18 protein-coding genes and 5 pseudogenes are annotated in these 24941 nt (G+C 70.6%); 8 read left to right on the top strand and 15 right to left on the bottom strand.

Translation table 11 applies throughout. From position 1 onward, the window contains the following. Window positions 1-18: 18 nt before the first annotated feature. The 5 genes and pseudogenes from ACFJGX_RS05900 to tkt all read right to left on the bottom strand — a co-directional run bounded on the left by ACFJGX_RS05900 (window position 19) and on the right by tkt (window position 6736). Window positions 19-1935, bottom strand: coding sequence for a S8 family serine peptidase (locus ACFJGX_RS05900; RefSeq protein WP_382322328.1), 1917 nt, complete (start codon window positions 1933-1935; stop codon window positions 19-21). A 133-nt stretch (window positions 1936-2068) separates the two neighbouring features. Continuing rightward, window positions 2069-2965: an alpha/beta fold hydrolase gene (locus tag ACFJGX_RS05895; protein ID WP_382322329.1), complete on the bottom strand. Its 897-nt coding sequence runs from the start codon at window positions 2963-2965 to the stop codon at window positions 2069-2071. A gap of 10 nt (window positions 2966-2975) precedes the next feature. Then, window positions 2976-3578 carry a TetR/AcrR family transcriptional regulator gene (locus ACFJGX_RS05890; protein WP_382322330.1) on the bottom strand — a complete coding sequence of 201 codons (603 nt, stop codon included), beginning with the start codon at window positions 3576-3578 and terminating at the stop codon, window positions 2976-2978. Between the two features lie 113 nt (window positions 3579-3691). After that, window positions 3692-4690: a type I glyceraldehyde-3-phosphate dehydrogenase gene (gene gap, locus ACFJGX_RS05885; protein WP_382322331.1), complete on the bottom strand. Its 999-nt coding sequence runs from the start codon at window positions 4688-4690 to the stop codon at window positions 3692-3694. A 44-nt stretch (window positions 4691-4734) separates the two neighbouring features. Next, window positions 4735-6736: pseudogene (tkt, locus tag ACFJGX_RS05880) on the bottom strand (transketolase). A gap of 299 nt (window positions 6737-7035) precedes the next feature. Between tkt and ACFJGX_RS05875 the strand changes: the two are divergent. The 7 genes and pseudogenes from ACFJGX_RS05875 to ACFJGX_RS05845 all read left to right on the top strand — a co-directional run bounded on the left by ACFJGX_RS05875 (window position 7036) and on the right by ACFJGX_RS05845 (window position 15345). After that, on the top strand, window positions 7036-7740 hold the full coding sequence (locus tag ACFJGX_RS05875) for an NDP-sugar synthase (protein ID WP_382325778.1): 705 nt from the start codon (window positions 7036-7038) through the stop codon (window positions 7738-7740). 45 nt (window positions 7741-7785) lie between these two features. Continuing rightward, a complete protein-coding gene (locus tag ACFJGX_RS05870; protein ID WP_382322332.1) occupies window positions 7786-9183 on the top strand; it encodes an aminopeptidase P N-terminal domain-containing protein in 1398 nt (465 codons plus the stop codon). 132 nt (window positions 9184-9315) lie between these two features. Further along, a pseudogene (locus ACFJGX_RS05865) lies at window positions 9316-10499 on the top strand (imelysin family protein). A gap of 147 nt (window positions 10500-10646) precedes the next feature. Beyond that, window positions 10647-12140, top strand: coding sequence for a di-heme oxidoredictase family protein (locus ACFJGX_RS05860; protein WP_382327992.1), 1494 nt, complete (start codon window positions 10647-10649; stop codon window positions 12138-12140). Continuing rightward, window positions 12137-13231, top strand: a complete 1095-nt coding sequence (locus ACFJGX_RS05855; RefSeq protein WP_382322335.1) for an imelysin family protein — start codon at window positions 12137-12139, stop codon at window positions 13229-13231. The genes ACFJGX_RS05860 and ACFJGX_RS05855 overlap by 4 nt, the downstream gene beginning before the upstream one ends. After that, a complete protein-coding gene (locus tag ACFJGX_RS05850; protein WP_382327991.1) occupies window positions 13221-14333 on the top strand; it encodes a DUF1513 domain-containing protein in 1113 nt (370 codons plus the stop codon). The genes ACFJGX_RS05855 and ACFJGX_RS05850 overlap by 11 nt, the downstream gene beginning before the upstream one ends. Window positions 14334-14430: 97 nt before the next feature. Further along, on the top strand, window positions 14431-15345 hold the full coding sequence (locus tag ACFJGX_RS05845) for a helix-turn-helix domain-containing protein (RefSeq protein ID WP_382322337.1): 915 nt from the start codon (window positions 14431-14433) through the stop codon (window positions 15343-15345). A gap of 3 nt (window positions 15346-15348) precedes the next feature. Here ACFJGX_RS05845 and ACFJGX_RS05840 read toward each other — a convergent pair whose 3' ends face one another. Continuing rightward, on the bottom strand, window positions 15349-16269 hold the full coding sequence (locus tag ACFJGX_RS05840; protein ID WP_382322338.1) for a helix-turn-helix domain-containing protein: 921 nt from the start codon (window positions 16267-16269) through the stop codon (window positions 15349-15351). Window positions 16270-16376: 107 nt separating this feature from the next. On the opposite strand from ACFJGX_RS05840, the gene ACFJGX_RS05835 reads away from it, so the two are divergent. Next, complete coding sequence (locus ACFJGX_RS05835; RefSeq protein WP_382322339.1) at window positions 16377-17369, top strand: carbon-nitrogen hydrolase family protein; 993 nt, start codon at window positions 16377-16379, stop codon at window positions 17367-17369. 5 nt (window positions 17370-17374) lie between these two features. Here the strand turns inward: ACFJGX_RS05835 and ACFJGX_RS05830 are convergent, their stop codons facing one another. From ACFJGX_RS05830 to ACFJGX_RS05790, 9 genes and pseudogenes are all read right to left on the bottom strand, one after another. Further along, a complete protein-coding gene (locus ACFJGX_RS05830) occupies window positions 17375-17491 on the bottom strand; it encodes a hypothetical protein (protein WP_382327987.1) in 117 nt (38 codons plus the stop codon). A 100-nt stretch (window positions 17492-17591) separates the two neighbouring features. Continuing rightward, window positions 17592-18881 (bottom strand): annotated as a pseudogene (locus ACFJGX_RS05825) (amidase); the annotation flags it as partial. 29 nt (window positions 18882-18910) lie between these two features. Next, window positions 18911-19618 (bottom strand): ABC transporter ATP-binding protein, encoded by a 708-nt coding sequence (locus ACFJGX_RS05820; protein WP_382322341.1) that lies wholly within the window; start codon window positions 19616-19618, stop codon window positions 18911-18913. Then, window positions 19611-20357, bottom strand: coding sequence for an ATP-binding cassette domain-containing protein (locus ACFJGX_RS05815; protein WP_382325780.1), 747 nt, complete (start codon window positions 20355-20357; stop codon window positions 19611-19613). The genes ACFJGX_RS05820 and ACFJGX_RS05815 overlap by 8 nt, the downstream gene beginning before the upstream one ends. Then, a complete protein-coding gene (locus ACFJGX_RS05810; RefSeq protein ID WP_382322342.1) occupies window positions 20354-21244 on the bottom strand; it encodes a branched-chain amino acid ABC transporter permease in 891 nt (296 codons plus the stop codon). Before ACFJGX_RS05810 ends, ACFJGX_RS05815 begins: the two co-directional genes overlap by 4 nt. A 289-nt stretch (window positions 21245-21533) precedes the next feature. Further along, a pseudogene (locus tag ACFJGX_RS05805) lies at window positions 21534-22202 on the bottom strand (branched-chain amino acid ABC transporter permease); the annotation flags it as partial. A gap of 7 nt (window positions 22203-22209) precedes the next feature. Then, a complete protein-coding gene (locus tag ACFJGX_RS05800; RefSeq protein ID WP_382322343.1) occupies window positions 22210-23439 on the bottom strand; it encodes an ABC transporter substrate-binding protein in 1230 nt (409 codons plus the stop codon). 147 nt (window positions 23440-23586) lie between these two features. Continuing rightward, window positions 23587-24024, bottom strand: a complete 438-nt coding sequence (locus ACFJGX_RS05795) for a hypothetical protein (RefSeq protein WP_382322344.1) — start codon at window positions 24022-24024, stop codon at window positions 23587-23589. Further along, window positions 24021-24773, bottom strand: a pseudogene (locus ACFJGX_RS05790) (heme ABC transporter ATP-binding protein); the annotation flags it as partial. The gene ACFJGX_RS05795 and the pseudogene ACFJGX_RS05790, both read right to left, overlap by 4 nt. Window positions 24774-24941: the final 168 nt, after the last annotated feature.

Here is a 24941-nt window from a genome sequence, read left to right as displayed (position 1 = left end):
CCGACCGGCGGGCTCGGCTCAGACCCGACGGCGGCGGCGCTGGCACAGCGCCACGGCGATCACCCAGGCCCACAGGCTCAAACCCCAGAGATGGCCAGCGGAGCCACCACCTCCCCCGCTGCTGCTGGCGGCGAGCACGGGCATGGCCGCCACCGCGCGCACGGTGTCTTCACCCGTGCGGCCGAAGTTGTCCACCACGGTGAGCGAGAACACATAGCTGTCCTCCGCCACGAGCGTGCCCTTGGCCACCGCGCTGCTGGCCGACGAGAGCGTGACCGGCGGCCCGCTCACCTGCACCCACTGGTAGGACACGATGCTGCGACCGGGAATGGGCACGCTCTGGCTGCCGTCGAGCGTGATCACCGTGCCCGGCTCGACCTCGCCCACCGGCTTGATCACGACCGCCGGGCCGGTGGCCAGCTGCACCGAGGTGTTGGCGTCCAGCAGGCCGGCGCCGCAGGTGGTGGTGGTGCAGCCGCAGACGGCGCCCGCGCCCGGGGTGCCGCACGCGGCCAATCCCGTCACCACGTGAGGTCGGGCCCCCGCCTTCATGCGCTCGATGAGCTGGCGCGGGCTCAGGAAGGGGTTGACCGCCAGCATCAGGCTGGCGATGCCCGCGGCCTGTGGCGCGGCAAAGCTCGTGCCCTGCTTGTAGCCATACATGTCGACCCCTGGCGTGGTCGTGCCGCTGTTGTCGGTCGAGTACAGCAAGGTCGATGGGCCGGCATCGGTCGAGCCCCCGGGCGCGGCCAGCGCCACGCGGGTGCCGAAACTGGAGTACTCGGCCTTCGCCCCATCCTTGCGCACCGAAGCCACGGTCATGACCCGGCGGCAGTCGGCCGGGCGGGTCAGCGTGGTGTTCGAATTGCCGGCCGCCACGACGATGAGGGCGCCCGCGTTGGTGACCGCGTCGATGGTGGTCTGGTAGCCCGGCGTGCAGGCCGAATCGCCACCAAAACTGAGGTTGATCACGCGCGCCGGGTTCGGGTTGATCGGCAGGCCCGAGACCGGCAGGCCGGCCGCCCAGCGCAGGCCGTCGAGCAGGTCCGACAGGTGCGCGCCGCATTTGCCCGAGACGCGCACCGGCAATACCTTCGCGCCCCAGTTCAGGCCCGCGACGCCCTGGGCGTTGTCGGTGGCGGCGGCGATCTGCCCCGCGATGAAGGTGCCGTGCCAGGTGCTGTTGGACAGGTCGCAGCCCGCGAACAGCGGATTCGCCAGGTCGGCTGGGTGCACCCAGTCACCCGGGTCGCTCGGGTCGGGGTCGCGCCCGTCGCCGTCGTTGGACACGGCCAGCTCACTCACCAGGTCGTAGCCGGGCAGCAGCTTGCCGGCCAGATCCGGGTGTCCCGCCCGGATGCCGCTGTCGACCACCGCCACGACCGCCGTGGACCCGGAGGTGCTGCCGGTCGTGTCGCCCCAGGCGGGGGGCAGGTTCAGGCCCGTCAGGTTCACCAGATCGGGCGTCTGCAGGTGCCATTGCTGGGGAAACAGCGTGTCGCTGGGGGTGACGGGCGCGCCCAGGCGGGGCACCAGCACATCGGGCTCGACCCAGGCCACATCGGGATGCAGGCGCGCGCGGCGCACGGCGTTGTCCAGCGCCTGGCGACGCAAGGGCCGATCGAAGCGCAGCAGGCGGGCGTTGCCTGCCTCGCCGGCTTGGCCCGACGGCAGCCCGACCTCGCGCGCCCAGCGGGTCAGGCGCTCGCGGCCCTGGCGGGCGTTGCGGTCCCATTGCGAACGGGCCCGCTCACGTCCGGAGGCCCAGGGCCCCTGGTCCGTCGCGGTGTTCGATTCGAGTTCGTCGCCCTTGAAGCCGATGATCAGGCCGGCCGCCTCACGCCGGCTGGACGGCTCCTGCGCCATGGCGGGAGTGGCAATCAGGCCCGCCAGGGTGGCCGTGCACAGGAGCAGTGCTGGAAACAGTCGCCGCATGGAATGGGGAGGGCCGGAAGGGCAAGCGAGGCAAGGTGGGGGATGTGTCGAAACATTTTGACATGCCGGTCTTTCGCATGGCCTTTATCCCCTGGCGATTCGGCATTTCCGCACAGCTTTACAACACCCGCGCTCAGCGGCCGGCCAAAGGGGCGGCGGCGGGACGCAGCGCCTCGAACCAGTCGAGCGCCTCGTTCCACAAGGGCAAGGCCTTGGGCCGGAAGTAGCCCATGTGGCCGATCGGCCCCAGGCCCGCGCGGCGCGGGTCGATGGTGACGGCCCGCACCGAGGTGTTGCGGTAACCGGCCATGAAGGCATCGCGCGAGGCCGGTGGCGCCCAGGCGTCGTCCAGCGCGTTGGCGGCCACGATCGGGAAACGCACCTGGCCGAAGCGTTCGGTGGTGGCCTGCATCTGCGGGTCGTCGAAGAAGTAGCGCGGAAAGCGGCACCAGCCGCGCCACTGGCGGTACACGTCCAGCGGCAGGTCCTCGCCCATGCCCAGGCGGCTCCAGGGCAGGTAACCGGCGAACTTGGTCCACACCGGCCCCAGCACGCGCCACATGAACAGCACCCTCATGCGCTCCAGCGGTGGCATCCAGCCGTGCCAGCCGGCGCCGGTGGCGAAGGTGTAGGCGCCGTCCACCCAGTCGTGGTGCGGCAGCAGGCCCAGGGCATGACCGCCGTACGAATGGCCGACCAGGTACAGCGGCATGCCGTCCTGGCGCATGGCTTCGACGGCGGCGGCCAGGTCGAGCCGGCCCCAGTCGAGGTAGTCCATGCGAAAGCCCTTGAGCGTGGGCGGGGCCGACTCGCCGATGCCCCGGTAGTCCAGCGTGAGCACGTCGAAACCGCGGCGCGCGGCGTGTTCGGCGAAGCGCTTGTAGAAGCCCTGTGGCACGGCGGTCGCGCCCCCGATCACGAGGTGGGCGCGGGCCGGCGTGGGGCTGCGGTAGCGGCGGGCCGAGAGCGGATAGCCGTCGGCGGCGGTCAGCAGGAGGGTTTCGATGCGAACGTCCGGGGGGGTGCTCATGGGGATCTCCTCAAGTGGTGCCCGTTTCGCGCGGGCGGCGCGCGGCGAGCAGGCCCAGCAGCGTCTGGACGGCCTGCTGGATGGGTTCGGTGCTGTGGGCCACGCGCGCCTGCAACAGCCCGCCTTCGTAGGTGGCGACGATCAGCGCCGCCACACCCCGGGCCGACTCGCGCGGCTCGCCGGCCTGTTCCAGCGCCAGCGCGATGCGCTCGCGCAAGGTGGCAAAGGCCCGCGCCAGGGCCTCGCGCAGCGCGTGGTCGTCGGGCGTGCTCTCCAGCGCGACGGTCGCCAGCGGGCAGCCGGCGTGAAAGCCCGTGCTGCTCAGGCGCTGGGTCGCGCCCTGCATCCATTGCCGCGCGGCTTCGATCGGGTCGCCCTCCTTCGCCAGCAGGCCGTCCAGCCAGCCCAGCATGCGCGCGACCACATCGTCGATCGCGGCCACGGCGAGTTCGGTCTTGCCGCCGGGAAAGTGGTGGTACAGCACGCCCTTGGGCGCGCCGGCCTGGGCCAGCAGTTCGGTCAGGCCGATGCCGTGCAGGCCGCGCCGGCGCAGGGCGTCGGTCATGGCGGCGATCAGGCGTTCGCGGGTGCCGGGGGTGGGGGTGTCGGTCATGGGGCGCAATCTATAGACCGGTCGGTCTAGTGTCAATGCGCGCTTGTCGCCGAGGTGAACCGGGCAAGAAAAAAGCGCCCGAAGGCGCTTTTTCAAGTCGAGTGAGCTTGCGCTTACTTGGCGACAACGCGAACCATTTCGAGGCACTTGTTGGAGTAGCCCCATTCGTTGTCGTACCAGCTCACGACCTTGATGAAGGTCTTGTCCAGCGCGATGCCGGCGTCGGCATCGAAGATCGAGGTGCGCGTGTCGCCCCGGAAATCCGTCGCCACCACCTTGTCGGTCGTATAGCCCAGCACGCCCTTCAAGGCGCCTTCGCTCTGCGCCTTCATCTCCGCACAGATCTCTTCGTACGTCGCGTCCTTGTTCAGCTCCACCGTCAGGTCCACCACCGACACGTCGCTGGTCGGCACCCGGAAGCTCATGCCCGTGAGCTTCTTGTTGAGCTCGGGAATCACCACGCCCACGGCCTTGGCCGCGCCCGTGCTGCTGGGGATGATGTTCTCCAGGATGCCGCGGCCACCGCGCCAGTCCTTGTTGCTCGGGCCGTCCACCGTCTTCTGCGTGGCCGTGGCCGCGTGCACCGTGGTCATCAGGCCGCGCTTGATGCCCCACTTGTCGTTGAGCACCTTGGCGATCGGCGCCAGGCAGTTGGTGGTGCACGAGGCGTTGGAGATGATGGCCTCGCCCTTGTAGGTCTTGTCATTCACGCCGTAGACGAACATCGGGGTGTCGTCCTTGGAAGGCGCCGAGAGGATGACCTTCTTCGCACCCGCGTCCAGGTGCTTCTGGGCCGTGACCTTGTCCAGGAACAGGCCGGTGGATTCGATCACCACGTCGGCGCCGACTTCGTTCCATTTGAGGTTGGCGGGATCGCGCTCCTGCGTCAGGCGGATCTTCTTGCCGTTGACGATCAGCGTGTTGCCTTCGACCGAGACCGTGCCCTTGAAGCGGCCGTGCACGCTGTCGTACTGCAGCATGTAGGCCAGGTAGTCGGGCTCGAGCAGGTCGTTGATCGCCACCACTTCAATGTCGTTGAAGTTCTGGATGGCGCTGCGCAGCACGTTGCGGCCGATGCGGCCGAAGCCGTTGATGCCGATCTTGATCGTCATGTCTCGTCTCTCCTGGAGGGTTTCAAAAAAGGGTTAACCAAAATTCACTTCGCGAGCACGGCGCGCACCGTGTCCGCCACGTTCTGCTCGGTGAAGCCGAAGTGCTTGAACAGCACCGGCGCCGGGGCCGATTCGCCGTAGGTGTCGATGCCGACCACGGCGGCCACGCCGTACTTCCACCAGCCGTCGGTGGTGCCCATCTCGACCGCGATGCGTGGCACGCCGGCCGGCAGCACCGAGGCCTTGTAGGCGGCGGTCTGGCGGTCGAAGGTGGTGGTGCTGGGCATGGAGACCACGCGCACGGCGATCTTGTGCTCGCGGGCCAGCAGCTCCTGCGCCTTCAGGGCGAGCTGCACTTCGGAGCCGGTGGCGATGATCACGGCCTGCGCCTTTTTCTTCAGGCCCACCTCGGCCGGCTCGGCCAGCACGTAGGCGCCCTGGCTGATGTGGCCCAGGTCGTTCTTGGGCGCGTAAGGCAGGTTCTGGCGGCTGAGCAGCAGCGCGGTCGGGCGGCTGGCGTTCTCCAGCGCCACAGCCCAGGCCACAGCGGTCTCGGCCGTGTCGGCGGGGCGCCACACGTCCAGGTTGGGGATCAGGCGCAGGCTGGCCGCGTGCTCGATGGACTGGTGCGTCGGGCCGTCTTCGCCCAGGCCGATGGAGTCGTGCGTGAACACGTGGATCACGCGCTGCTTCATCAGCGCGGCCATGCGGATGGCGTTGCGGCTGTAGTCGCTGAAGGTGAGGAAGGTGCCGCCGTAGGGGATGAAGCCGCCGTGCAGCGCCACGCCGTTCATGATCGCGGCCATGCCGAACTCGCGCACGCCGTAGTTGATGTGGCGCCCGCCCTGGCCCTGCTCGTTCTTCACCACGTCACCGGCCATGTTGAAACGCAGGCTGGGGGTGGACTTGGTGTTGGTGAGGTTGGAGCCGGTGAGGTCGGCGCTGCCGCCCAGCAGCTCGGGCAGCGCGGCGGTGAAGGTCTCCAGCGCCAGCTGGCTGGCCTTGCGGCTGGCCAGCGGTTTCGGCCTTGGTGTGCGCGCCCACGGCGGCGTCCACCGCGACCTGCGCGAAGTTCTTCGGCAGCTCGCCCTTCATGCGGCGGGTGAACTCCTGGCCAGCTCGGGGAAAGCGGCCTTGTAGGCGGCGAACTTCCCGTTCCAGTCGGCCTCCACGGCCTGGCCGGCGGCCTTGGCGTCCCAGGCGGCGTACACGTCCTGCGGCACCTCGAAGGGCTTGTGCATCCAGCCCAGGGCCTCGCGGGTCAGCTGGATCTCTTCGCCGCCCAGCGGCTCGCCGTGGGCCTTGGCGGTGTTGGCGCGGTTCGGGCTGCCCTTGCCGATGTGCGTCTTGCAGATGATCAGCGTGGGGCCAAAGGTGCCCATGCTGGCCTTGTTCTTGGCGTCGGCGATCGCGCGGTCCACGGCGTCGGTGTCGTGGCCGTCGATCGGGCCGATCACGTTCCAGCCGCTGGCGGTGAAGCGCAGCGCGGTGTTGTCGATGAACCAGGGCGTGACCTGGCCATCGATCGAGATGCCGTTGTCGTCGTACAGCGCGATCAGCTTGTTGAGCTTCCAGGCGCCGGCCAGGGCCACGGCCTCGTGGCTGATGCCTTCCATCAGGCAGCCGTCGCCCAGGAACACGTAGGTGTGGTGGTCGACGATGGCGTTGCGCATCGCGGTTGAATTCGGCCGCCAGCAGCTTCTCGGCCAGCGCCATGCCCACGGCGTTGGTGATGCCCTGGCCCAGCGGGCCGGTGGTGGTTTCCACGCCGGGGGTGATGCCCACCTCGGGGTGGCCGGCGGTCTTGCTGTGCAGCTGGCGGAAGTTCTTGAGTTCGCCGATCGGCAGCTTGTAGCCCGTGAGGTGCAACAGCGCGTAAATCAGCATGGAACCGTGGCCGTTCGAGAGCACGAAACGGTCGCGGTTGGCCCACTGCGGGTTGGTCGGGTTGTGGCGCAGGTGGCGCCCCCAGAGGGCGGCCGCCATGTCCGCCATGCCCATGGGCGCGCCGGGGTGGCCCGAGTTCGCCTGTTGCACCGCGTCCATGGCCAGGGCGCGGATGGCGTTGGCCTGGGTCTGGGCGGTCACGGCCGAAGCGGCGGGGGCGGTGCGGGTGGGGGTGCTGGCGGCGTCGGACATGGGGTGCTGGGGGAGGGTATGAGGAAGGAACAATTGCGCGGCGGCGCAAAACAGGGGATTTTATCGGGCCGCCCGGACCGGCGCCCCCGACGGCCGGCCGAGCCGCGCGCAGGCGCTCATAATTCCGGATGCGTCGGGCCCTGTGAACCCGGTACGCCCACCGTCCAACACCCATGACCCGACTTGCCACCGCCCCCATCCCGGCCATGCTGCTTGCCGCCGGGCGTGGCATGCGCATGCGCCCCTTGACGGACGAAACGCCCAAGCCTCTGCTGACGGTGCAGGGCCGGCCCTTGATGCAATGGCCGATGGAGGCCTTGCTGGCCGGCGGCTTCCGGCGCCTGGTGGTCAACACCGCCTGGCTGGGCGAACAGATCGACGCCTTCTGCGCCGACTGGCAGGCGCAGCACCCGGGCACCGAGGTGACCGTCTCGCGCGAAGGCCAGGACTTCGGCTACGCGCTGGAGACCGCCGGGGGCATCGCGCGCGCGCTGCCGCTGCTGGGCGATGTGTTCTGGGTGCTCGCGGGCGACGTGTACGCGCCGGAGTTCGCCTTCACGCCGACCAGCGTGGCCCGCTTCAAGGCCAGCGGCCTGCTCGCCCATCTCTGGCTGGTGCCCAACCCGCCGCACCACCCACGCGGCGATTTCGGCCTGAGCGCCGAGGGCCTGGCGCTCAACGAGGCCGAGATGCGCCACACCTACAGCACCATCGGCCTGTACCGCCGCGAGCTGTTCGAGGCGCCCTGGTGCGAGATCGTGCCGGGCAACCCGCAGGGCACGGCCGAGCCGCTGGCGCCGCTGCTGCGCCGCGCCATGGACGCCGGCCTGGTGAGCGCCGAGCTCTACACCGGCCCCTGGGTGGACGTGGGCACCCCAGAGCGACTCGCGGAACTGAACACCGCGGGCTGATCCCCACGCCCCACGGCGCGCGCCAAAACGCCGACAATGGCCCGCATGGACTCCACCACCCACACCACCCTGTACGCGGAGCGCCGTGCCCGCGTGGCCGCCCAGCTCGGGCCCGGCGGCATCGCCATCGTGCCCACCGCGCTGGAACGGCCGCGCAACCGCGACACCGATTTCATCTACCGGCACGACAGCTACTTCTATTACCTCACCGGTTTCACCGAGCCCAATGCCTGGCTGGTGATCACCGCCGAGGGCCAGACCACGCTGTTCTGCCAGCCCAAGGACCTGGAGCGCGAGATCTGGGATGGCATCCGCCTGGGCCCCGAAGCCGCACCGGAACACCTGGGCGTGAGCGAGGCGTTTTCCGTCGCCGAACTCGACCAGCGCCTGCCCAAATTGCTGGAGAACCGCCAGACCGTGTGGTACCCCTTCGCCACGCACGCGGGGCTGGAGAGCCGCATCAACGGCTGGCTGCAACCGGTGCGCGCGCGCGTGCGCTACGGCGCGCTGTGCCCCGAATCGCAGCGCGACCTCTGCGGCATCCTCGACGAACTGCGGCTGGTGAAGGACGCCTTCGAGCAGGCCACCATGCGCCGCGCCGCTCAGATCAGCGCCAAGGCCCACATCCGCGCCATGCAGCGCAGCGCGGCCATGCTGCGCGCCGGGCAGGACGTGCGTGAGTACCACCTCGACGCCGAGCTGCTGCACAGCTTCCGCGAACACGGCTCGCAGTACCCGGCCTACGGCAGCATCGTGGCCGCCGGCGCCAACGCCTGCGTGCTGCACTACCGCGCCGACGCCGCGCCGATCCGCAGCGGCGAGCTGGTGCTGATCGACGCCGGCTGCGAACTCGACGGCTACGCCAGCGACATCACCCGCACCTTTCCCGCCAACGGCCGCTTCACCGGCCCGCAGCGCACGCTGTACGACCTCGTGCTCGCCAGCCAGGACGCCGCCGTGGCCGCCACCAAGGCCGGCGCTCGCTTCGTCGATCCGCACGAGGCCACCGTGGCCGTGCTGGCCCAGGGCCTGCTCGACGTCGGCCTGCTGGACCGCAACAAGGTCGGCAACGCGCAGGACGTGATCGCCCACCGCGCCTACTTCCCGTTCTACATGCACCGCACCGGGCACTGGCTGGGCATGGACGTGCACGACTGCGGCAGCTACGTGGAGCCCTCCGAGCTGGGCAGCGTGAGCGAGCGCCAGGACCCGCTCAGCGGCGAGACCATCAAGGACCGGCCCAGCCGCGTGCTGCGCCCCGGCATGGTGCTCACCATCGAGCCCGGCCTGTACGTGCGGCCAGGCGAAGGCGTGCCCGAGCATTTCTGGAACATCGGCATCCGCATCGAGGACGACGCCATCGTCACCGCGACCGGCTGCGAACTCATCTCGCGCGACGTGCCGGTGAAGGCCGACGAGATCGAAGCCCTGATGCGCGCTTGACGCAGGTCAAGAGCACCGCCGATGGGCCCATCGGCGGCCGGGTCTTGGATATAGAGCAGGAATCATTCTCATTTACACTGTGAGACCCACCGGCGCTGCCGGCCCGATTCCTTCACTCCAAGCCCTTCCGCCATGAAACCCACCCTGCTCGTTCTGGCCCTGTCGGCCACCCTGTCCCTGCTGCACGCACCGGCCCACGCCCAGGCCGCCGCTCCCGCGGCCACGAGCGCACCCGCCGCCGCGACCTACGCCACCGTGCCACGCACTACGCCGCGCTGGTGCACGCCAACTACAGCGACACCCTGGCCGCCGCGCAGGAGATGCAGACCACCATCAAGGCCTTCGTGGCCGCGCCCTCGGCCGACGGCCTGGCCGCCGCGCGCAAGGCCTGGCTGGGCGCCCGCGAGTTCTACGGCCAGACCGAGGCCTTCCGCTTCTACAGCGGCCCGATCGACGACGACAAGGGCCCGGAAGGCCAGATCAACGCCTGGCCGCTGGACGAAGCCTATGTGGACTACGTGCAGGGCAAGCCCAAAGCCGGCCTGATCGCCAACACCAAGTTCAAGATCACCAAGACCAACCTGGCCAAGTTCAACGAGCGCGGTGGTGAAGAGAACATCAGCTCCGGCTGGCACGCGATCGAATTCCTGCTGTGGGGCCAGGACCTGAGCGAAACCGGCCCGGGCAACCGCTCGTTCGAGGACTATGTGGACGGCAAGACCCCCAACGCCGACCGCCGCCGCCAGTTCCTCACCGTGGCGACCGAGCTGCTGGTGGACGACCTGAACTTCCTGGTCAAGGCCTGGGCGCCCGGCCAGAAGAACTACCGCGCGCGCTTCGAGAAGGGCGGCAAGGAATCGGTGCGCAAGATCATCGTGGGCCTGGGCTCGCTCTCGCGCGGCGAACTCTCGGGTGAGCGCATGGAAGTGGCGCTGAACTCGCAGGACCAGGAAGACGAACACTCCTGCTTCTCCGACAACACGCACCGCGACATCGTGACCAACGCCACCGGCATCCAGAACGTGTGGCTGGGCCAGTACAAGAAGCGCGACGGCAGCGTGCTGCAAGGCCCGGGCGTGCGCGACCTGGTGGCCGCCAAGAAGGCCGACCTGGCCGAGAAGACCACCGCGCAGATCGCCGCCTCGGTGGCGGGTGCCGAAGCCATTCCCGCCCCGTTCGACCGCGCCATCGCCAAGGGTTCGGCCGGCCGCCCGGCGATCGAGAAGACCGTCGCCAGCCTGGTGGAACAGTCCAAGCTGCTGGTGGAATCGGCCAGCGCGGTGGGCATCGCCAAGCTGACCCTCGTGGAGCCTTGATTCGGAACACCCCCCTGCGCCGCTGCGCGGCTTCCCCCCTCTCTGGCGCGCCTTCGGCGCTGGGAGGGGGGACGGGGTCTCGGGCCGGCGGAGCCGGACCCTTGACCCCTCTGGATTGACGTTTCTTCTGTTGTCTAGGCCTTCATCATGTCGCTCCTTCCCACAGCCACGCGCCTTGCGCTCGCCATGGGGGTCCTGTTTTGCGGCTCCACCGCGCTCGTCCTGCACGCCGACGAAGCGCCCGACCCGTTGGGTGAGAAGACCGGTGGCGCGACCACGGTCTACGCCACCGGCAAGAACGCGTTCTCGTTTCCGCTGGCCGACCTGGACGATCCGGGGCGCACGCGCTTCGTGATCGGCAACTCGTTCTTCAAACGCAACTGGGTGGAGGCACCGGCGTCGACCACCGCGCGCGACGGCCTGGGCCCGCATTTCATCGCGCGGTCCTGCGCGGGCTGCCACGTGCTCGATGGCCGGGGCGAGCCGCCGGCCTGGAAGAACACGCTGGGCCCCGAGCCCGAAGGCACGGTGGCGCTGCTCATGCGCCTGTCGGTGGCCGGCACGCCCGACCCCAAGGCCGGCGTGCGGCCCGACCCGGTGTACGGTGACCAGTTCAACAACGCGGCGATCCAGGGCGTCAAGCCCGAGGGCCGGGTCGAGATCCGCCAACAACCCATTCACGGCCGCTTCGCGGACGGCACGCGCTACACGCTGCAAAAGCCGATCTACAAGCTGACCGACCTCGCCTACGGCCCGTTCGCACCCGGCCTCATGGTCAGCCCGCGCATCGCACCGCAGCTCGCCGGCATCGGCCTGATCGAAGCCATTCCCGATGCCGAGATCCTGCGCAACGCGCGCGAACAGGCGGCCGCGCCCGGCCCCATCAAGGGCCAGCCCAACCGCGTGTGGGACGTGTTCGCGCAGGAAGAGCGCCTGGGGCGCCTGGGCTGGAAGGCCAACGTCGCCACCCTCGCGCACCAGACCGCCGGGGCTTTCCATGGCGACATCGGCATCACCTCCAACGCCTTCCCGCACGAGACCTGCACGCCCACGCAGAAGGACTGCCTGGCCGCGCCGCACGGCGGCGGCAAGACCACAGGCCGCGACGGCATCGTGCCGGCGGCCAACGCGACCGCGCTGAAACCCGAGATCGACGACGAGACCCTGGGTCAGGTGATCTTCTACCAGGCCACGCTGGCCCCGGCGGCGCGGCGCAACGTGAACGACCCGCAGGTGCTGCGCGGCCAGGCGCTGTTCGCGCAGGCGCAATGCGCGGCCTGCCACCGCCCGAGCTACGTCACGGCCGAAGGCCCGTTTCCGCCGCTCACCAGCCCCGCCCTCAAGGGCCAGCGCATCTGGCCCTACACCGACCTGCTGCTGCACGACATGGGCCCGGACCTCGCCGACGGCCGCCCGGACTACCTCGCCAGCGGCAGCCAGTGGAAAACCCCGCCGCTCTGGGGCATCGGCCTCATCAAGGACGTCAACGGCCACACCCGCCTGATGCACGACGGCCGCGCCAACGGCGTGCTCGAAGCCATCCTCTGGCACGGCGGCGAGGCCCAGGCGTCCAAGGAGCAGGTGCTCAAGATGAAACGGGCCGACCGCAGCGCGCTCGTGAAATTCGTGGAGTCGCTATGACAACGTCTGCTTTTGCCTTCCTTCGCAGCGCCACCGCGCTGGCCCTGGGCCTCACGCTGTCCGGCCTCGCGGCGGCGCAGAACGCCCCCATCGTGGCCGCGCCCTACTACTCGGCCGAGCAGGCCCTGCAGGGCGTGTACACGCACCACCTGCCGCCGCTGGCGCGCGACTTCCAGGCCCAGGCCGATCGCCTGGTCGAGACCACGGCCCAACACTGCAAAGGCCAGGCCACGCTGCCGGCCTTGCGCGCGCAATGGCAGGACACGCTGGTGAGCTGGGAGACCCTGTCCACGCCGGCCGTGGGGCCGCTGATCGCGCGGCGCTCGCAGCGCCAGATCGACTTCTGGCCCACCCGCCCGGACCTGCTGCGCCGCTCGATGGAGAAGGCGCCCAACACCCTGGCGGACATGGAGCGCGTGGGCACGCCCGCCAAAGGCTTTCCCGCCTTCGAACTGCTGCTGAACCAGTGGGTCGGCAGCCGCCAGCCCGCGCCGGCCCCGGCCTGCCGCTACGCCGAGCTGGTGGCGCAGGGCATCGCCGCCGAGGCGCGCGCCTTGAACGACGAACTCGGCCAATGGGCCACGAAGGAATGGGACGACGAGCCCGAGGTCACCACCGCCTCGCTGGCCGAATGGGTCAACCAGTGGCTCGCCGGCCTGGAGCGGCTGCGCTGGGCCCACATCGAAAAACCCATCACCACCCACCAGACCACCGGCAACGCGGCCAAGGGCGCGCCGGTGCCCTACGCCCGGCTCGACCGCGAGAGCAACCTGCGCGACTGGCGCGCGCAATGGCAGAGCCTGCGCCAGCAAGGCCGCCTGCCCCCCGGTGCGCAACCACCCGCCGCCGGCCAGGCCCTGGTGCCGATGGAGGCCCTGCTCATGGGCCGCGGCCAGCTCGCGCTGGCGCAGAAATGGGGCCAGGCGCTGGACCAGGTGACGGCGGGCATGGACAAGCTCACGCCGCGCTCGAGCGAGCGCGAGCTGCTCGCGCTCACGAAGTCGATGAAGGCCGTGACCGTGCTGTTCCAGAACGAGGTCGCGGCCGCGCTGGATGTGCCACTCGGGTTCTCGGATGCCGATGGAGACTGACACCGCCTTCTTGTTGTCGCGCCGCCAGTGGCTGGTGGCGATGGCGGCCATGGGCCTCGCGCCGGCCTGGGCCGCGCGCAGCGCGGGCACGCGCCTGATCTCGGCCTGGCAGACCTCGAACGAACACCGCATCGGCGTGATCGCGGTGGACGGGGCGCGCTGGTCGGTGCAGCGCTCGCTCGCCGTGCCCACGCGCGCGCACGGCCTGCTGCTCGAGGCCGGTGGCAGCGTGCTGGCCGCCGCGCGCCGCCCGGGCGACTGGCTGCTGCGTTGGCATCCGGTGAGCGGGCAGACGCAATGGCACTGGATCGAGGACGACCGCCGCTTCAACGGCCACGCCGTCGCCAGCCCCGATCGCCAGACGGTCTGGACCACCGAAACCGACCTCGACACCGCGCAGGGCCGCCTGGCCACGCGCGACGCGAAGACGCTGGAGAAGTCCGCCGAGTGGGCCACGCAGGGCATGGACCCGCACGAGCTCATCGTGCTGCCGCAGCGCATGGGCGAGATCCCGGCCGGCAGCCTGCTGGTCGCCAACGGCGGCATCCCCACGCTGCCCGAGACCGGGCGCAGCAAGCGCCAGCTCGACCGCATGGACGCCTCGCTGGTGGCGCTGGACCCGCGCGACGGCGCGGTGCTGGGTCAGTGGCGCCTGGACGACCCCTACCTGAGCATCCGCCACCTGGCCTGGGACCCGGTGTCGCGCACCGTGGGCATCGCGCTGCAGGCCGAGCACCCCGATGCCGAGGCCAAGCGGCGCGCGCCGGTGTTCGCCGCGTGGAACGGCCAGCGCCTGCAGGCCTCGCTGGCCCAGCCCGCGGTGCAGGGTTATGGCGGCGACATCTGCGCCCTGCCCGAAGGCGGTTTCGTGGTGAGCTGCCCGCGCGCGGACGCACTGGCCCTGTTCGGCGCTGACGCGCGCTGGTCGCAGAACCTCGCGCACCGCGAGGCCTATGCGCTCGCGGCCGACCAGGGCCACTGGTGGGCCAGCGGCGCCGAAGGCGTGTGGTGCGCGCCCGAAGGCACCGAGGCCCGCACCAGCACGCGCGGCGGCGAGCGCCTGCAGATCGACAACCACTGGGCCGTCTGGCCCCAGGCCTGAGGCGGGTACCCGCCTCCACACCAGCCTGTCAGCGGGTGGGGTGGCAGAATCAGGCGCCCGGCACGTTGGCGGCCGGAAGGGTGATCGCAAGCTGCCCATGAACACCGTCGCACCGCACCTGGCGAATGTGCTGTCCCGCTCGCCCAACTTCCACCTGGACCAGGTCACGACCTTGGGCGGCCGGTGCCGGGGCCGCCTCATTCACTGCACCTTCGAGGCCCACACGGTGGACATCCCGCCGCTGGACGAGGTGGTGCTGCTGGCCGCCAACCAGTACCGGCTCAAGCGCGCGCTGTTCGATTTCGGCTGGGGCTTTCGCGACCACTTCAGCAGCCACCCGCACCCACTGCACCTCTTCCCCGCGGGCAACGCCTACCGCTGGCTCAAGGACGGTTTCGCGGACGTGACCCTGCTCGCGCTCTCGGCCACCGACCTGGCCGCGCTGCTCGACGAGCTGGGCCACCGCAATCCGAACGACGGCCTGTGGGAGCTGTCGCAGCGCGGCTTCGCCAACCCGATGATCTACCAGGCGCTCACGCAGTTCATGCAGCAGGCCTCGGCGGACAGCCCGCAGATCCTGGTGGACAGCTACTGCACCGTGATCGCCAACGAGCTGGCGCGGCAATGGAACACGCGCGCGCCCGCCGGCCCGGCGGTGCGCAAGCTGCCCTCGGCCCAGCTCGCGCGGCTGATCGACCACATCAAGGAACAGCTCGCGCAGGACCTGAGCCTGGACGACCTGGCGGCCCAGACCGGGCTCACCAAGTACCACTTCATGCGCTGCTTCAAGGCCTCCACCGGCCGCTCGCCGCTGCAGTACGTGACCGAGTTGCGCGTGGCGCAGGCGCGCCGCCTGCTGGAGACCACGTCGCTGACGATGGAGGTGGTGGCGCGCCAGAGCGGCTTTTCAAACGCCGAGCACCTGGCCCGCGTGTTCGGCAAGGCCACCGGGCTTTCACCGCGCGCCTACCGCACGGCCCTGGGCGAGGTGCGCGCGCCGCGCCGGCACTGAGGCCTAGCCCCGCCGCTGGCGGCGATGCTGGGCGGGCGTGGTCTGAAAGTGTTTCTTGAAGGCGCTGGCCAGATGGCTCTGGCTGGAAAACCCGCTCTGCACCGCGATCTCGGCGATGGGCTCCGTGCCGTCTTCCAGCAGGCGCCTGGCGTGCTCCAGGCGCCGCAGAAGGATGTACTGGTGCGGGCTCGTGCCCAGGTGCGCGCGGAACGACCGCCACAGCTGGGTCGCGGGCAGGCCGGCACGCTCGGCCATGGCCTCCAACGAGAGATCCTCCGCCAGATGGTCCTCGATGTGATCGAGCAGCCGCCGCCAGCGGTGCACGCGCGGCCCGGGGACCGTGGCACTCTTTCGTGGCGTCAGGCTGGAATGGTGGCTGAGCAGCCGGCTCGCCAGCATGTGGGCCAGGTGATCGGCCTGGTAAGGGCTGGCGGCGTCGCCCTCGCACAGCAGCTCGAGGGTGGTCTCGGCCAGGTGGGCGATCACCGGGTCGTGCGTGCACAGCCGGGGGATGAGCTCACCGACCGACGAAGAACGCCGGTAGAGCTCGTCGGCCACCTGCCGAAAGATGGCGTCGTGGACATAGAGGTGCAGGATGCGGGGGCGGCCCGAGATCGCCCATCGGCTCGTGGATGCGCCGGGCAACACGCTGAACTGGCGCGGCCTCAGCACCGCTTCCCGGCGCACCCGGGACAGCGTGCGCGCCACCGGGCTGGCCGTCGACACGCAGTAGGCGATGCCTGCGGTCGACGCCACCGGCAGGTCCGCGCTCCAGGGCGCCTCCTGGACCAGCGAGGCATACAGGCCTCGCCACCGCAGGGATGCGCTCTCCCGCAGGAGCTGAACTTCCGAGCGCTGCGCGATGCCGTGGGTCTGGCCGGGCAGAAAGACATCATCCGGCCACGGAAGGGAGGGTGTGCTCATGGAACGATTTTGACAACGGCGAAGCGATTCCGATAGACCCGTTGGGGACCGCCCGCAGATGATCCGGCCACCGCAAGGTTCGCGGGGTTCTCACACAGGCTCACACCATGACCACTTCCTTTGAATCCGTGCGCGTCGCTGCCGTTCATGCCGCCGCGCCCTTCCTCGATCTCGAGGCCGGTGTTCAACGCACGATCGCGTTCATCCAGCAGGCCGCGGCCGGCGGCGCCCGCCTCGTCGCCTTTCCGGAAACCTTCCTGCCGGGGTACCCGCACTGGATCTGGTCCCACACCTCGAAGTACGCGGCGCCGCTGTTCGCGGAGCTGTACCGCAACGCCATCGAGTTCCCGAGCCCGCAGGCGGACCAGATCGCCGCGGCGGCCCGCGAGGTGGGCATCTGGGTCTGCCTGGGGGTCAATGAACGGGAGGGCGGCACGCTGTACAACACCATGGCCTGGTTCTCGCCGCAAGGGCGGCTGGTCGCCCGGCACCGCAAGCTGCACCCGACCAATGCCGAGCGCACCGTGTGGGGACGCGGCGACGGCCGCGATGTCTTCGTGGTGGACACCGGCTTCGCCAAGGTGGGCGGCCTGATCTGCTTCGAGCACAGCATGGACCTGAACCGCCATGCGCTCGCGGCCATGGGCGAACAGATCCACGTCGCCTCCTGGCCGGCCATCAACGCCACCCATGGCGACCCCAACGCGAGCGACTTCGACCACTACTCGACCACGCTGGCCGCCGCGCATGCGATCTGCGCCCAGACCTACGTGATCCTGGTGCAGGGCCGCGTGTCGGAAGAGATCGTCGAGCGGCTCGGCATGAAGCCGGGCCCGGACGCCCCCACCGAGGGCGGTGGCATCAGCGGCTTCATGGGACCCAACGGCAAATGGCTCGCCGAGCCGCACCGCGACACCGAAGCGGTGATCTTTGCCGATCTCGATCTGTCCATGATCGCGTTCGCCAAGTTCTTCGCCGACGGCGCGGGGCACTACAGCCGGCCCGACGTCTTCAGCTTCGACGTGAACCGCGCGCCGCAGACCGCGCTGCCCCAGTCCTCCGTGGTCCAGGGCACGGTGCGGGCGATGGAGGACGCCTGAACCGATCAGCCGGCGTGCAGCCGCTCGTGGCCGGCGGCCGCGCGCAGCACCAGCGCGTCGTCGAAGTGGCGGCCGATCAGCATCAGGCCCACCGGCTTGCCGTCGGTCTCGCCGCAGGGCACGCTGATGGCGGGGTGGCCGGTGAGGTCGAACGCGCTGGTGTTGCGCCAGCATGGTCCAGCTGTGCTGGATCACGGCCGCCACGCCCGCGTCGGCCGGCGGGATCGGCAGCGTGGGAAACGGCGTGGTCGGCATCAGCAGCAGGTCGCGGCCCTCCAGCGCGTCGTCGTAGGCCTGGCGCAGCCGGCGGCGCAGGTTCTGCGCCTTCGCGTAATAGCGGCCCTGGTACTGCTGGTGCACGTAGGCGCCCAGCAGCATGCCGATCTTGAGCGTGTGCGGCATCTCGTTGGCGCGCTCGCGCAGCCCGCCCAGCGCGGTCATGAGCGCGAGCGGGTAGGCGCCCGTGGTCAGGTGGCCCGCGCCCTGCCCGCCGTACAGCGTGTGGTACGTGCCTTCGTTGGCGATCGCGCTCCAGATCGCGAAGCCGTGGCGGTGCCACGGCACCGACACCTCGTCCACGATCGCACCGGCCGCGCGCAGGGCGTCGATGGCGGCGCGCACCGCCGCGTCGGTGCCCGGGTGCGATTCGGGCAGGCCGAACGACTCCTTCACCACGCCGATGCGCAGGCCTTTCACATCTTGGTCCAGCCCCTCGGTGTAGCGCTCCACGCGCACGTTGCGCTGGCGCCCGTCGATGCCGTCCTCGCCGGCGATCACCTCCAGCAGCAGGGCCACGCCCGCCACGTCGCGCGCCATCGGGCCCACGTGGTCGATCGTGTAGTCCAGCCCCATGACGCCGGTGTAGGGCACCAGGCCGTAGGTGGGCTTGAGGCCCACGATGCCGGAGAACGAGGCCGGGATGCGGATCGAGCCCGCCTGGTCGGCGCCGATCGCCAGGTCCACCTCGCCCGCCGCGAGCAGCGCCGCGCTGCCGGTGGTGGAGCCGCCGGGCGTGTGGCCCGGGTTGCGCGGGCTCTCCACCGGGCCGGTGGCGCTGGTGGCGCTGCCGCCGGAGAACGAAAAATACTCGCAGACCGACTTGCCCACGATGTGGCCGCCGGCATCGAGGATGCGCGTGACCAGCGTGGCGTCGCCGTCGGGCACAAAACCTTCGAGCAGCGAGGCGCCGTTCATCATCGGCACGCCCGCGATCTGCACGTTGTCCTTGATCGCCAGGCGCAGGCCGGCCAGCTTGCCCTGGGCCGCGCCCTGGATGTCGGTGCGCATCCACCAGGCGCCCCAGGGGTTGTCCCGCGGCTCGGGACGGCTGCCGCCGGCGCGCGGGTAGTGCACGGGCAGGGGCTCGTTGGGCAGGCGGTCCAGGGCCCGGAACTCGGGCACCAGCGGCGCCAGCATGTCCAGCACGGTCTGCGCATAGTCCGCGTCCACGTCGATGCCCAGCTGCGCGCCCAGGCGGTGCAGGCGGTCCTTGTTCGGCAGGTTGAATGCCATGGTGTTCCTCTGAAAAAACGGGTTGACGGTCAGCCGGCGAACTCGGCCGATTCGACGAGCGCCGCCATCGCGGCGGCGTCGCTGGCGCGCGCCTCGCGCACGGTGCGGCCCTTCTCCAGCACGACGATGCGGTCGGACAGGGCGCGCAGGAAGTCCAGGTTCTGCTCCACCAGCACGATGGAGAGCCGGTGGCGCTGCCGCAGCGAGCGCAGCAGCAGCACCATGTCTTCGATGATGGAGGGCTGGATGCCCTCGGTCGGTTCGTCCAGCAGCACCAGCTTCGGGCGCGTGCACAGGCAGCGCGCGAGCGCCAGGATCTGCTGTTCACCGCCGCTGAGCAGCCCACCGGGCCGATCGAGCAGGCGCGGCAGCGCGGGGAAGTCGGCCAGCACCTCGTCCACCACCTGCATGGCCTGCCGCCCGCCGTGCACCGAAGCGGCGAACAGCAGGTTCTCGCGCACCGAGAGCAGCGGGAAGATGCGCCGGCCCTGCGGCACGTAGCCGATGCCGCGCGCCACGCGCCGGTGCGTCGGCAGGCGCGCGATGGACTCGCCCTGCCAGCGCAGCTCACCGGCGCTCACTGCGATCTCGCCCACGATGGCGCGCATCAGCGTGGTCTTGCCCATGCCGTTGTGGCCGAGCACGCCGAGCACCTCGCCGTCGTCCACGCGCAGCGCGATGCCGTCGAGGATGTTGATGCGGCCGTAGCCGCCGCGAACGCCTTGCAGTTCAAGCACGGACATGCTCCTCACGACCCAGATACACATCGCGCACGACCGGATCGGCCAACACCTCGGCCACCGGCCCGTCGCGCAGCACCGCGCCCCGGTGCAGCACGGTCACGCGGTCGGCGATGCGGCGCACGAAGCGCATGTCGTGTTCCACCACCACCACCGCGCGCCCGGCGCGGATGGAGAGGATCAGCTCGGCGGTGCGCGCGGTCTCCTCCTCGCTCATGCCTGCCACGGGTTCGTCCAGCAGCACCAGCTGCGCGTCGGTGCGCAGCACCATGCCCAGCTCGACCCACTGCCGCTGGCCGTGCGAGAGCGTGGCGAGCTGGCGGTCGCGCACCGCGCCCAGGCGCAGCTGCTCCAGCACCTCGTCGACCACGGCGGCCACGGGCCGCCGTTCGCGGTGGCGCCCGGCCGCCACGCGCAGGCTGGCGCCCACCGTGAGGCCGTCGAACACGCTGGGCACCTGGGTCTTCACGCCCACGCCCAGGCGCGCGATCTGGTGGCGCTCCAGGCGCCCCACGTCCTGGCCCAGGATGCGCACCCGGCCGGCGCTGGGTTTCTGCTGGCCGGTGAGCGTCTTGAACAAGGTGCTCTTGCCGGCGCCATTGGGGCCGATCAGGCAGCGCAGCTCGCCGCGCGCCACCTGCAGATTCACCCGGTCCACCGCCACCACGCCGCCAAAGCGCACCGTGAGGCTTTCGGTGTCCACGGCCCACACCGGAGGGACTTGCACCGCGTTCATGCCGCGCTCCCGGGGTCGCGCCGCAGGCGCTGGCGCAACCAGGGCAGCAGGCCGGCGGGCAACAGCAGCACGCACAGCACGAAGATCACACCCAGCACCAGGTTGGTGTCGGCCAGCCGGGTCTGGCCCAGCCAGGTGGTGAGCCACTGGATCAGCACACAGCCCACCACCGGCCCGGCCAGCAGGCCCACGCCACCGACCTGGGCCCAGATGATGATCTGCGCGGCGAAACCGATGCCGAACACATCGGGCCCGACGAAGCCGCCCCAGGCCGCGTGCAGGGCACCGGCCAGCCCGGCGATGCCGGCACCGATGACGAACACCCCCAGCTTGTGGGCGCGCGCGTCGTAGCCCAGCAGCTCGGCGCGCAGCTCGTGCTCGCGCACGGCCGCCACCGCCTGGCCGAAGCGCGAGCGCACCAGCCAACGCAGGCCCGCGTACACCAGCACCAGCACGCCGGCCGAGAGCAGGTAGAGCTGCACGAAGTCCAGCTCCTGCCCGCCGGGCAGGGCGGGTGGCGGCACGCCGGGAATGCCGTTGTAGCCCCCGAGCGCCACGCCGCCCAGGCGGAAGTCCGCGCCCGAGACGGTGTTGACCAGGTGGAACAGGATCAGGGACGCGGTGAGCGTGATCACGCCCAGGTACACGTCGCTGATGCGCCCGTAGAACAGGAAGTAACCCATCAGCGCCGCGCCCACGCAGGGCACGGCGACCGACGCCGCCAATGCCACGGCGCTGCCATGGCCGCCCAGCGCGAGCACCGCGTAGGCGTAGGCGCCCAGGCCGAAGAACACCGACTGGCCGAAGCTGAAGATGCCGGCCACGCCCCAGACCAGCGCCATGCTCAGCGCCAGGATGGAGAGGATCACGTAGACGTTCAGGCTCACCAGCGTCGGCCAGCTCGACCACCCCGGCCACACCGAACAACACCAGCAGGCCACCGGCCCACAGCAGCGGCTGGAACTTGCGCAGCCCCCAGTTCACAGCGACCTCCGGAAGAAGCGACCGGTGATGCCCGAGGGCATGAGCCGCAGCAGCACGATGGCCGCCACCAGCAGCGCCACGTGGCCGGCCACCGGGGTGGCCCAGCGCGTCACGGCCTCGCTGAGCGTGCCGAACAGGGTGCTGCGCAGCCACCGTGCCGGTGATGGCGTTGGCGCCGCCGGTGATCACGGTGATGAAGGCGCGCGTGACGTAGGCGGTGCCGATGGTGGGCACGGCGCCGGTGAGCGGTGCCATCACCGCGCCGGCCAGGCCGCTGACGGCCGCGCCGGCCGCGAAGGTCCAGGCGTACACGCGCGAGGTGTTCATGCCCAGGGCCTCGGCCATGGGAGCGCTCTGCATGGTGCCGCGCGCCAGCAGGCCGATGCGCGTGCGCCGCAGCACCCACCAGGTGGCCGCGACCAGCACGATCGCCACCCCGATGATGAGCACGCTGTACCAGGAGTCGCGGTGGCCGCCGAGCGTGAAGCTGCCCAGGGGCGAGACCACGCCGCGCTGCTGGAAGCCGAAGGCCCAGGTCGCCAGGCCGATGAGCGCCAGGCTCACGCCCCAGGTGGCGAGGATGGTGTCGAGCATGCGGCCGTAGAGGTGGCGGATGATGAGCCGCTCCAGCGCGTAGCCCACCAGCCCCACCACCAGCGGCGCGATCACGAACATCGCGAGCCAGATGTTGAGGCCGGCCTGGACGCAGAGCACCAGGGTGTAGCCGCCGATCATGAGGAACTCGCCGTGCGCGAAGTTCACCACGCGCATCATCCCGAAGACGATGGCCAGGCCCAGGCTGGTGAGCACCAGCAGGGCGATGGCGTACAGCAGGTGGAAGGACAGGACGAGGTGCTCCATGCGGTGCTCAGATCCGGGGCTCGAACTGCTGGTTGGTCGCGGGGTTCTTCACGAGGTCGCACTGCCCCACCATGTCGATCGCGGTCACGGCGCTGGCCTTCTCCAGCACGCGGTAGCCGCCGTCTCGCACCTCGGCCAGGTACATGTCGTAGCTGCAGTGGTGGGTGGCCGCGTCCAGCGACACCTTGCCGTGCGGCGCGTCGATCGACAGACCCGACTCCAGCGCCTTCAACACGGCGTTGCGATCCAGGCTGCCGGCCTTGGCCACGGCGGCGGCCCACAGGCGCAGCGCCACGTACTCGTTCATCGTGGTGTTGCTCACGTAGTCCTTGTTGCCGGCGTCGCGGTAGGCCTTGATGAAGGCCTTGTTCGAGGGCAGGTCCAGCTCCTCGAAGTAGTTGGTGCAGACGATCACGCCGTTGGTGATCTCCTTGGGCATCAGCAGGTGCTCGCCCACGTCGCCGAAGGTCTGCGAGGCCAGGGCCACCTTGCCCTTCATGCCCGAGGCCGCCCACTGGCCGTAGAAGCTGCCGTGCGCCGGGCCGACGAAGCTGTTGATGATCGCGTGGGGCGCGGCGGCCTGGATCTTGGCGATGGTGGCGTTGAAGTTGGCCGCGTCCATCGGAAAGAGTTCGACCCCCACCACCTCGCCGCCGTGCTCGGCCGCGAGCCGGCGGATCCACTTGGCCGAGAGCTGGCCGAAGTTGTAGTCGGCGCCGAGCACGTAGAGCTTCTTGCCGTGGTGCTTGATGAGGTGCGGCACGATGGTGCGCAGCGCATGGCTGGGTGTGACGCCGGTGAGCACCGTGTTGCGGTCGCACACGCCGCCTTCGTAAGGCATGTTGTAGAAGTAGGGCACGTTGGCGCGGCGCAGCACCGGGCGCACCACCTCGCGCGCCGCGCTGGTCACGCCGCCGAAGGCCACGACGGCCTTGTCGCGCAGCGCGAGCTGCTGGCCGAACTGGGCGTAGAGCTGGTTGTTGGACTGGGTGTCGTACTCGACGATGCGCAGCTTGCGCCCGAGCAGGCCGCCCGCGGCGTTGATCTGGGCCACGCCGAACTTGAGCACGTTGCTCTTGCCGCGGCCGAAGGGCTGCAGGGGACCCGACATGTCCTGGATGCTGCCGATGACGATGTCGTTGCCCTGGGCGCGCGCCAGGGAGGTCAGGCTGGCGAGCGGCGCGGCCAGCAGGCCGCAGGCCATCGAGCCCGTGAAAGAACGGCGGTTCGGATTCAAAGCGTTGCTCCTTGTCGAAAGCCCGGCGGGCCCGTGTGGGGAGCGACGATATTTCAGCCGTGCGACGTGGCGAATGCCTTGGAGGGGGTGCGACCGAACTTCAGCGCAACTTCGGCAGGGTCGGCGCAATTCCTGCCGGAAACGGCGCTACTTGGCGGCTTCGCTGGCGCTGCCGGCGTAGAGCTCGCAGGCCTGGCCGGTGCGGCGGCACTGGCCGTCGGCCTCCAGCCAGGGATGGGCGTGGCCCACACAACCGGTCTGGCAGATCACGCTGCTGGCCTCGGCCATCGCCTGGGCTTCGGCGCGCCCGGCCAGCGGGCGGGCGCGGCGTGACAGCGGCTTCATGACGCCGGCCACGCCCAGGCCCCAGAGCAGGCTGGTGCGCGAGACGATGAGTTGCGCGCGCAGGTGCAGCACCTCGTCTTCCAGCGCCGACACGCGCAAGGCATGGGCGCGCAGCTGCTCGCCCACGCGGCGCTGCAGGCCGGCCACCTGGCGGGTCAGCACACCGTGCTCGATGGCGATCTCGCGCGCGGCCGCGCTGTCGTGGCGCGTGAGCAGGATCGATGGCGGGGTCTGTGTCATGGGCGGTCCTTCCCGGGCAACGGCGGCGCGCCGGCCGCGATGAGCAACTGGGGCACGCCGTCGGCCGCGCGCACGGTGCTGGCCTGCACCTGCCACACGCGCCGCACCAGCGCGGGCCGCAGCACGCGCGCGGGCGGGCCGCTGGCCTGCAGCACCCCACCGTCGAGCACCCACACGCGGTCGGCGTAGCGCAGGGCGAGGTTGGGGTCGTGCAGCACGGCGAGCACGCCCACGCCCTGCTCGCGCGCCCAGCGCTGCACGGTGCTCAGGGTCTCGTGCTGGTGGCGCAGGTCGAGCGCGGCCGTCGGTTCGTCGAGCAGCAGCCAGCGCGGCGCACCGTCGGCGCGCGGCGCCCAGATCTGCGCCATCACGCGCGCCAGCTGCGCGCGCGCGCGTTCGCCGCCGCTCAGGCTGCTGATGCTGCGCTCGGCCATGCCGGCCACACCGGTGGCCTGCATCGCGGCCTGCACGATGGCGGCCTCGTTGGGAGACGGTTGCAGGTGGTGCGGGTAGCGACCGAGCTCCACCACGTCCCGCACGCGGAAGTCGAAGGCCACGGCCGTCTCCTGCGGCAGCACCGCGCGGTGGCGCGCGAGCTGGTGCACGGTCGCGGGCGTGACCGCCAGGCCGTTGAGCGTCACGCGGCCGCTGTCGGGCGCGCGCAGGCCCGCGAGCACCGAGAGCAGGGTGGACTTGCCCGCGCCGTTGGGGCCGAGGATGGCACCGACCTCACCGGGCGCGAGTTGCAGCCGCACGCCCTGCAGCAGGGTGCTGGGGCCGGCGCGCACGCCCACGTCCAGCGCGCACAGGCCCTGCCCCTCGTCCAGGGCGGGCGTGTCGATGCCGGGTTCGGCGTCCTCGTCGTCGTCCAGCCACAGCGGGCGTTCGCCGGCCGGCAGTTCACCGCAGGCGCTGCG

The organism is Hydrogenophaga sp. UC242_50, assembly GCF_042697355.1.
GTDB lineage: Bacteria > Pseudomonadota > Gammaproteobacteria > Burkholderiales > Burkholderiaceae_C > Hydrogenophaga.
This window is presented reverse-complemented; position numbering and strand designations above follow the sequence as displayed.

Bases quoted from the DNA above. Each gene is read 5' to 3' on its own strand.
- ACFJGX_RS05840 (WP_382322338.1), bottom strand. From the start codon at position 16,269: ATGAGCACACCCTCCCTTCCGTGGCCGGATGATGTCTTTCTGCCCGGC.
- ACFJGX_RS05870 (WP_382322332.1), top strand. From the start codon at position 7,786: ATGGACTCCACCACCCACACCACCCTGTACGCGGAGCGCCGTGCCCGC.
- ACFJGX_RS05855 (WP_382322335.1), top strand. From the start codon at position 12,137: ATGACAACGTCTGCTTTTGCCTTCCTTCGCAGCGCCACCGCGCTGGCC.
- gap (WP_382322331.1), bottom strand. From the start codon at position 4,690: ATGACGATCAAGATCGGCATCAACGGCTTCGGCCGCATCGGCCGCAAC.
- ACFJGX_RS05845 (WP_382322337.1), top strand. From the start codon at position 14,431: ATGAACACCGTCGCACCGCACCTGGCGAATGTGCTGTCCCGCTCGCCC.
- ACFJGX_RS05815 (WP_382325780.1), bottom strand. From the start codon at position 20,357: ATGAACGCGGTGCAAGTCCCTCCGGTGTGGGCCGTGGACACCGAAAGC.
- ACFJGX_RS05835 (WP_382322339.1), top strand. From the start codon at position 16,377: ATGACCACTTCCTTTGAATCCGTGCGCGTCGCTGCCGTTCATGCCGCC.
- ACFJGX_RS05895 (WP_382322329.1), bottom strand. From the start codon at position 2,965: ATGAGCACCCCCCCGGACGTTCGCATCGAAACCCTCCTGCTGACCGCC.
- ACFJGX_RS05890 (WP_382322330.1), bottom strand. From the start codon at position 3,578: ATGACCGACACCCCCACCCCCGGCACCCGCGAACGCCTGATCGCCGCC.
- ACFJGX_RS05875 (WP_382325778.1), top strand. From the start codon at position 7,036: ATGCTGCTTGCCGCCGGGCGTGGCATGCGCATGCGCCCCTTGACGGAC.
- ACFJGX_RS05900 (WP_382322328.1), bottom strand. From the start codon at position 1,935: ATGCGGCGACTGTTTCCAGCACTGCTCCTGTGCACGGCCACCCTGGCG.
- ACFJGX_RS05795 (WP_382322344.1), bottom strand. From the start codon at position 24,024: ATGACACAGACCCCGCCATCGATCCTGCTCACGCGCCACGACAGCGCG.
- ACFJGX_RS05860 (WP_382327992.1), top strand. From the start codon at position 10,647: ATGTCGCTCCTTCCCACAGCCACGCGCCTTGCGCTCGCCATGGGGGTC.
- ACFJGX_RS05850 (WP_382327991.1), top strand. From the start codon at position 13,221: ATGGAGACTGACACCGCCTTCTTGTTGTCGCGCCGCCAGTGGCTGGTG.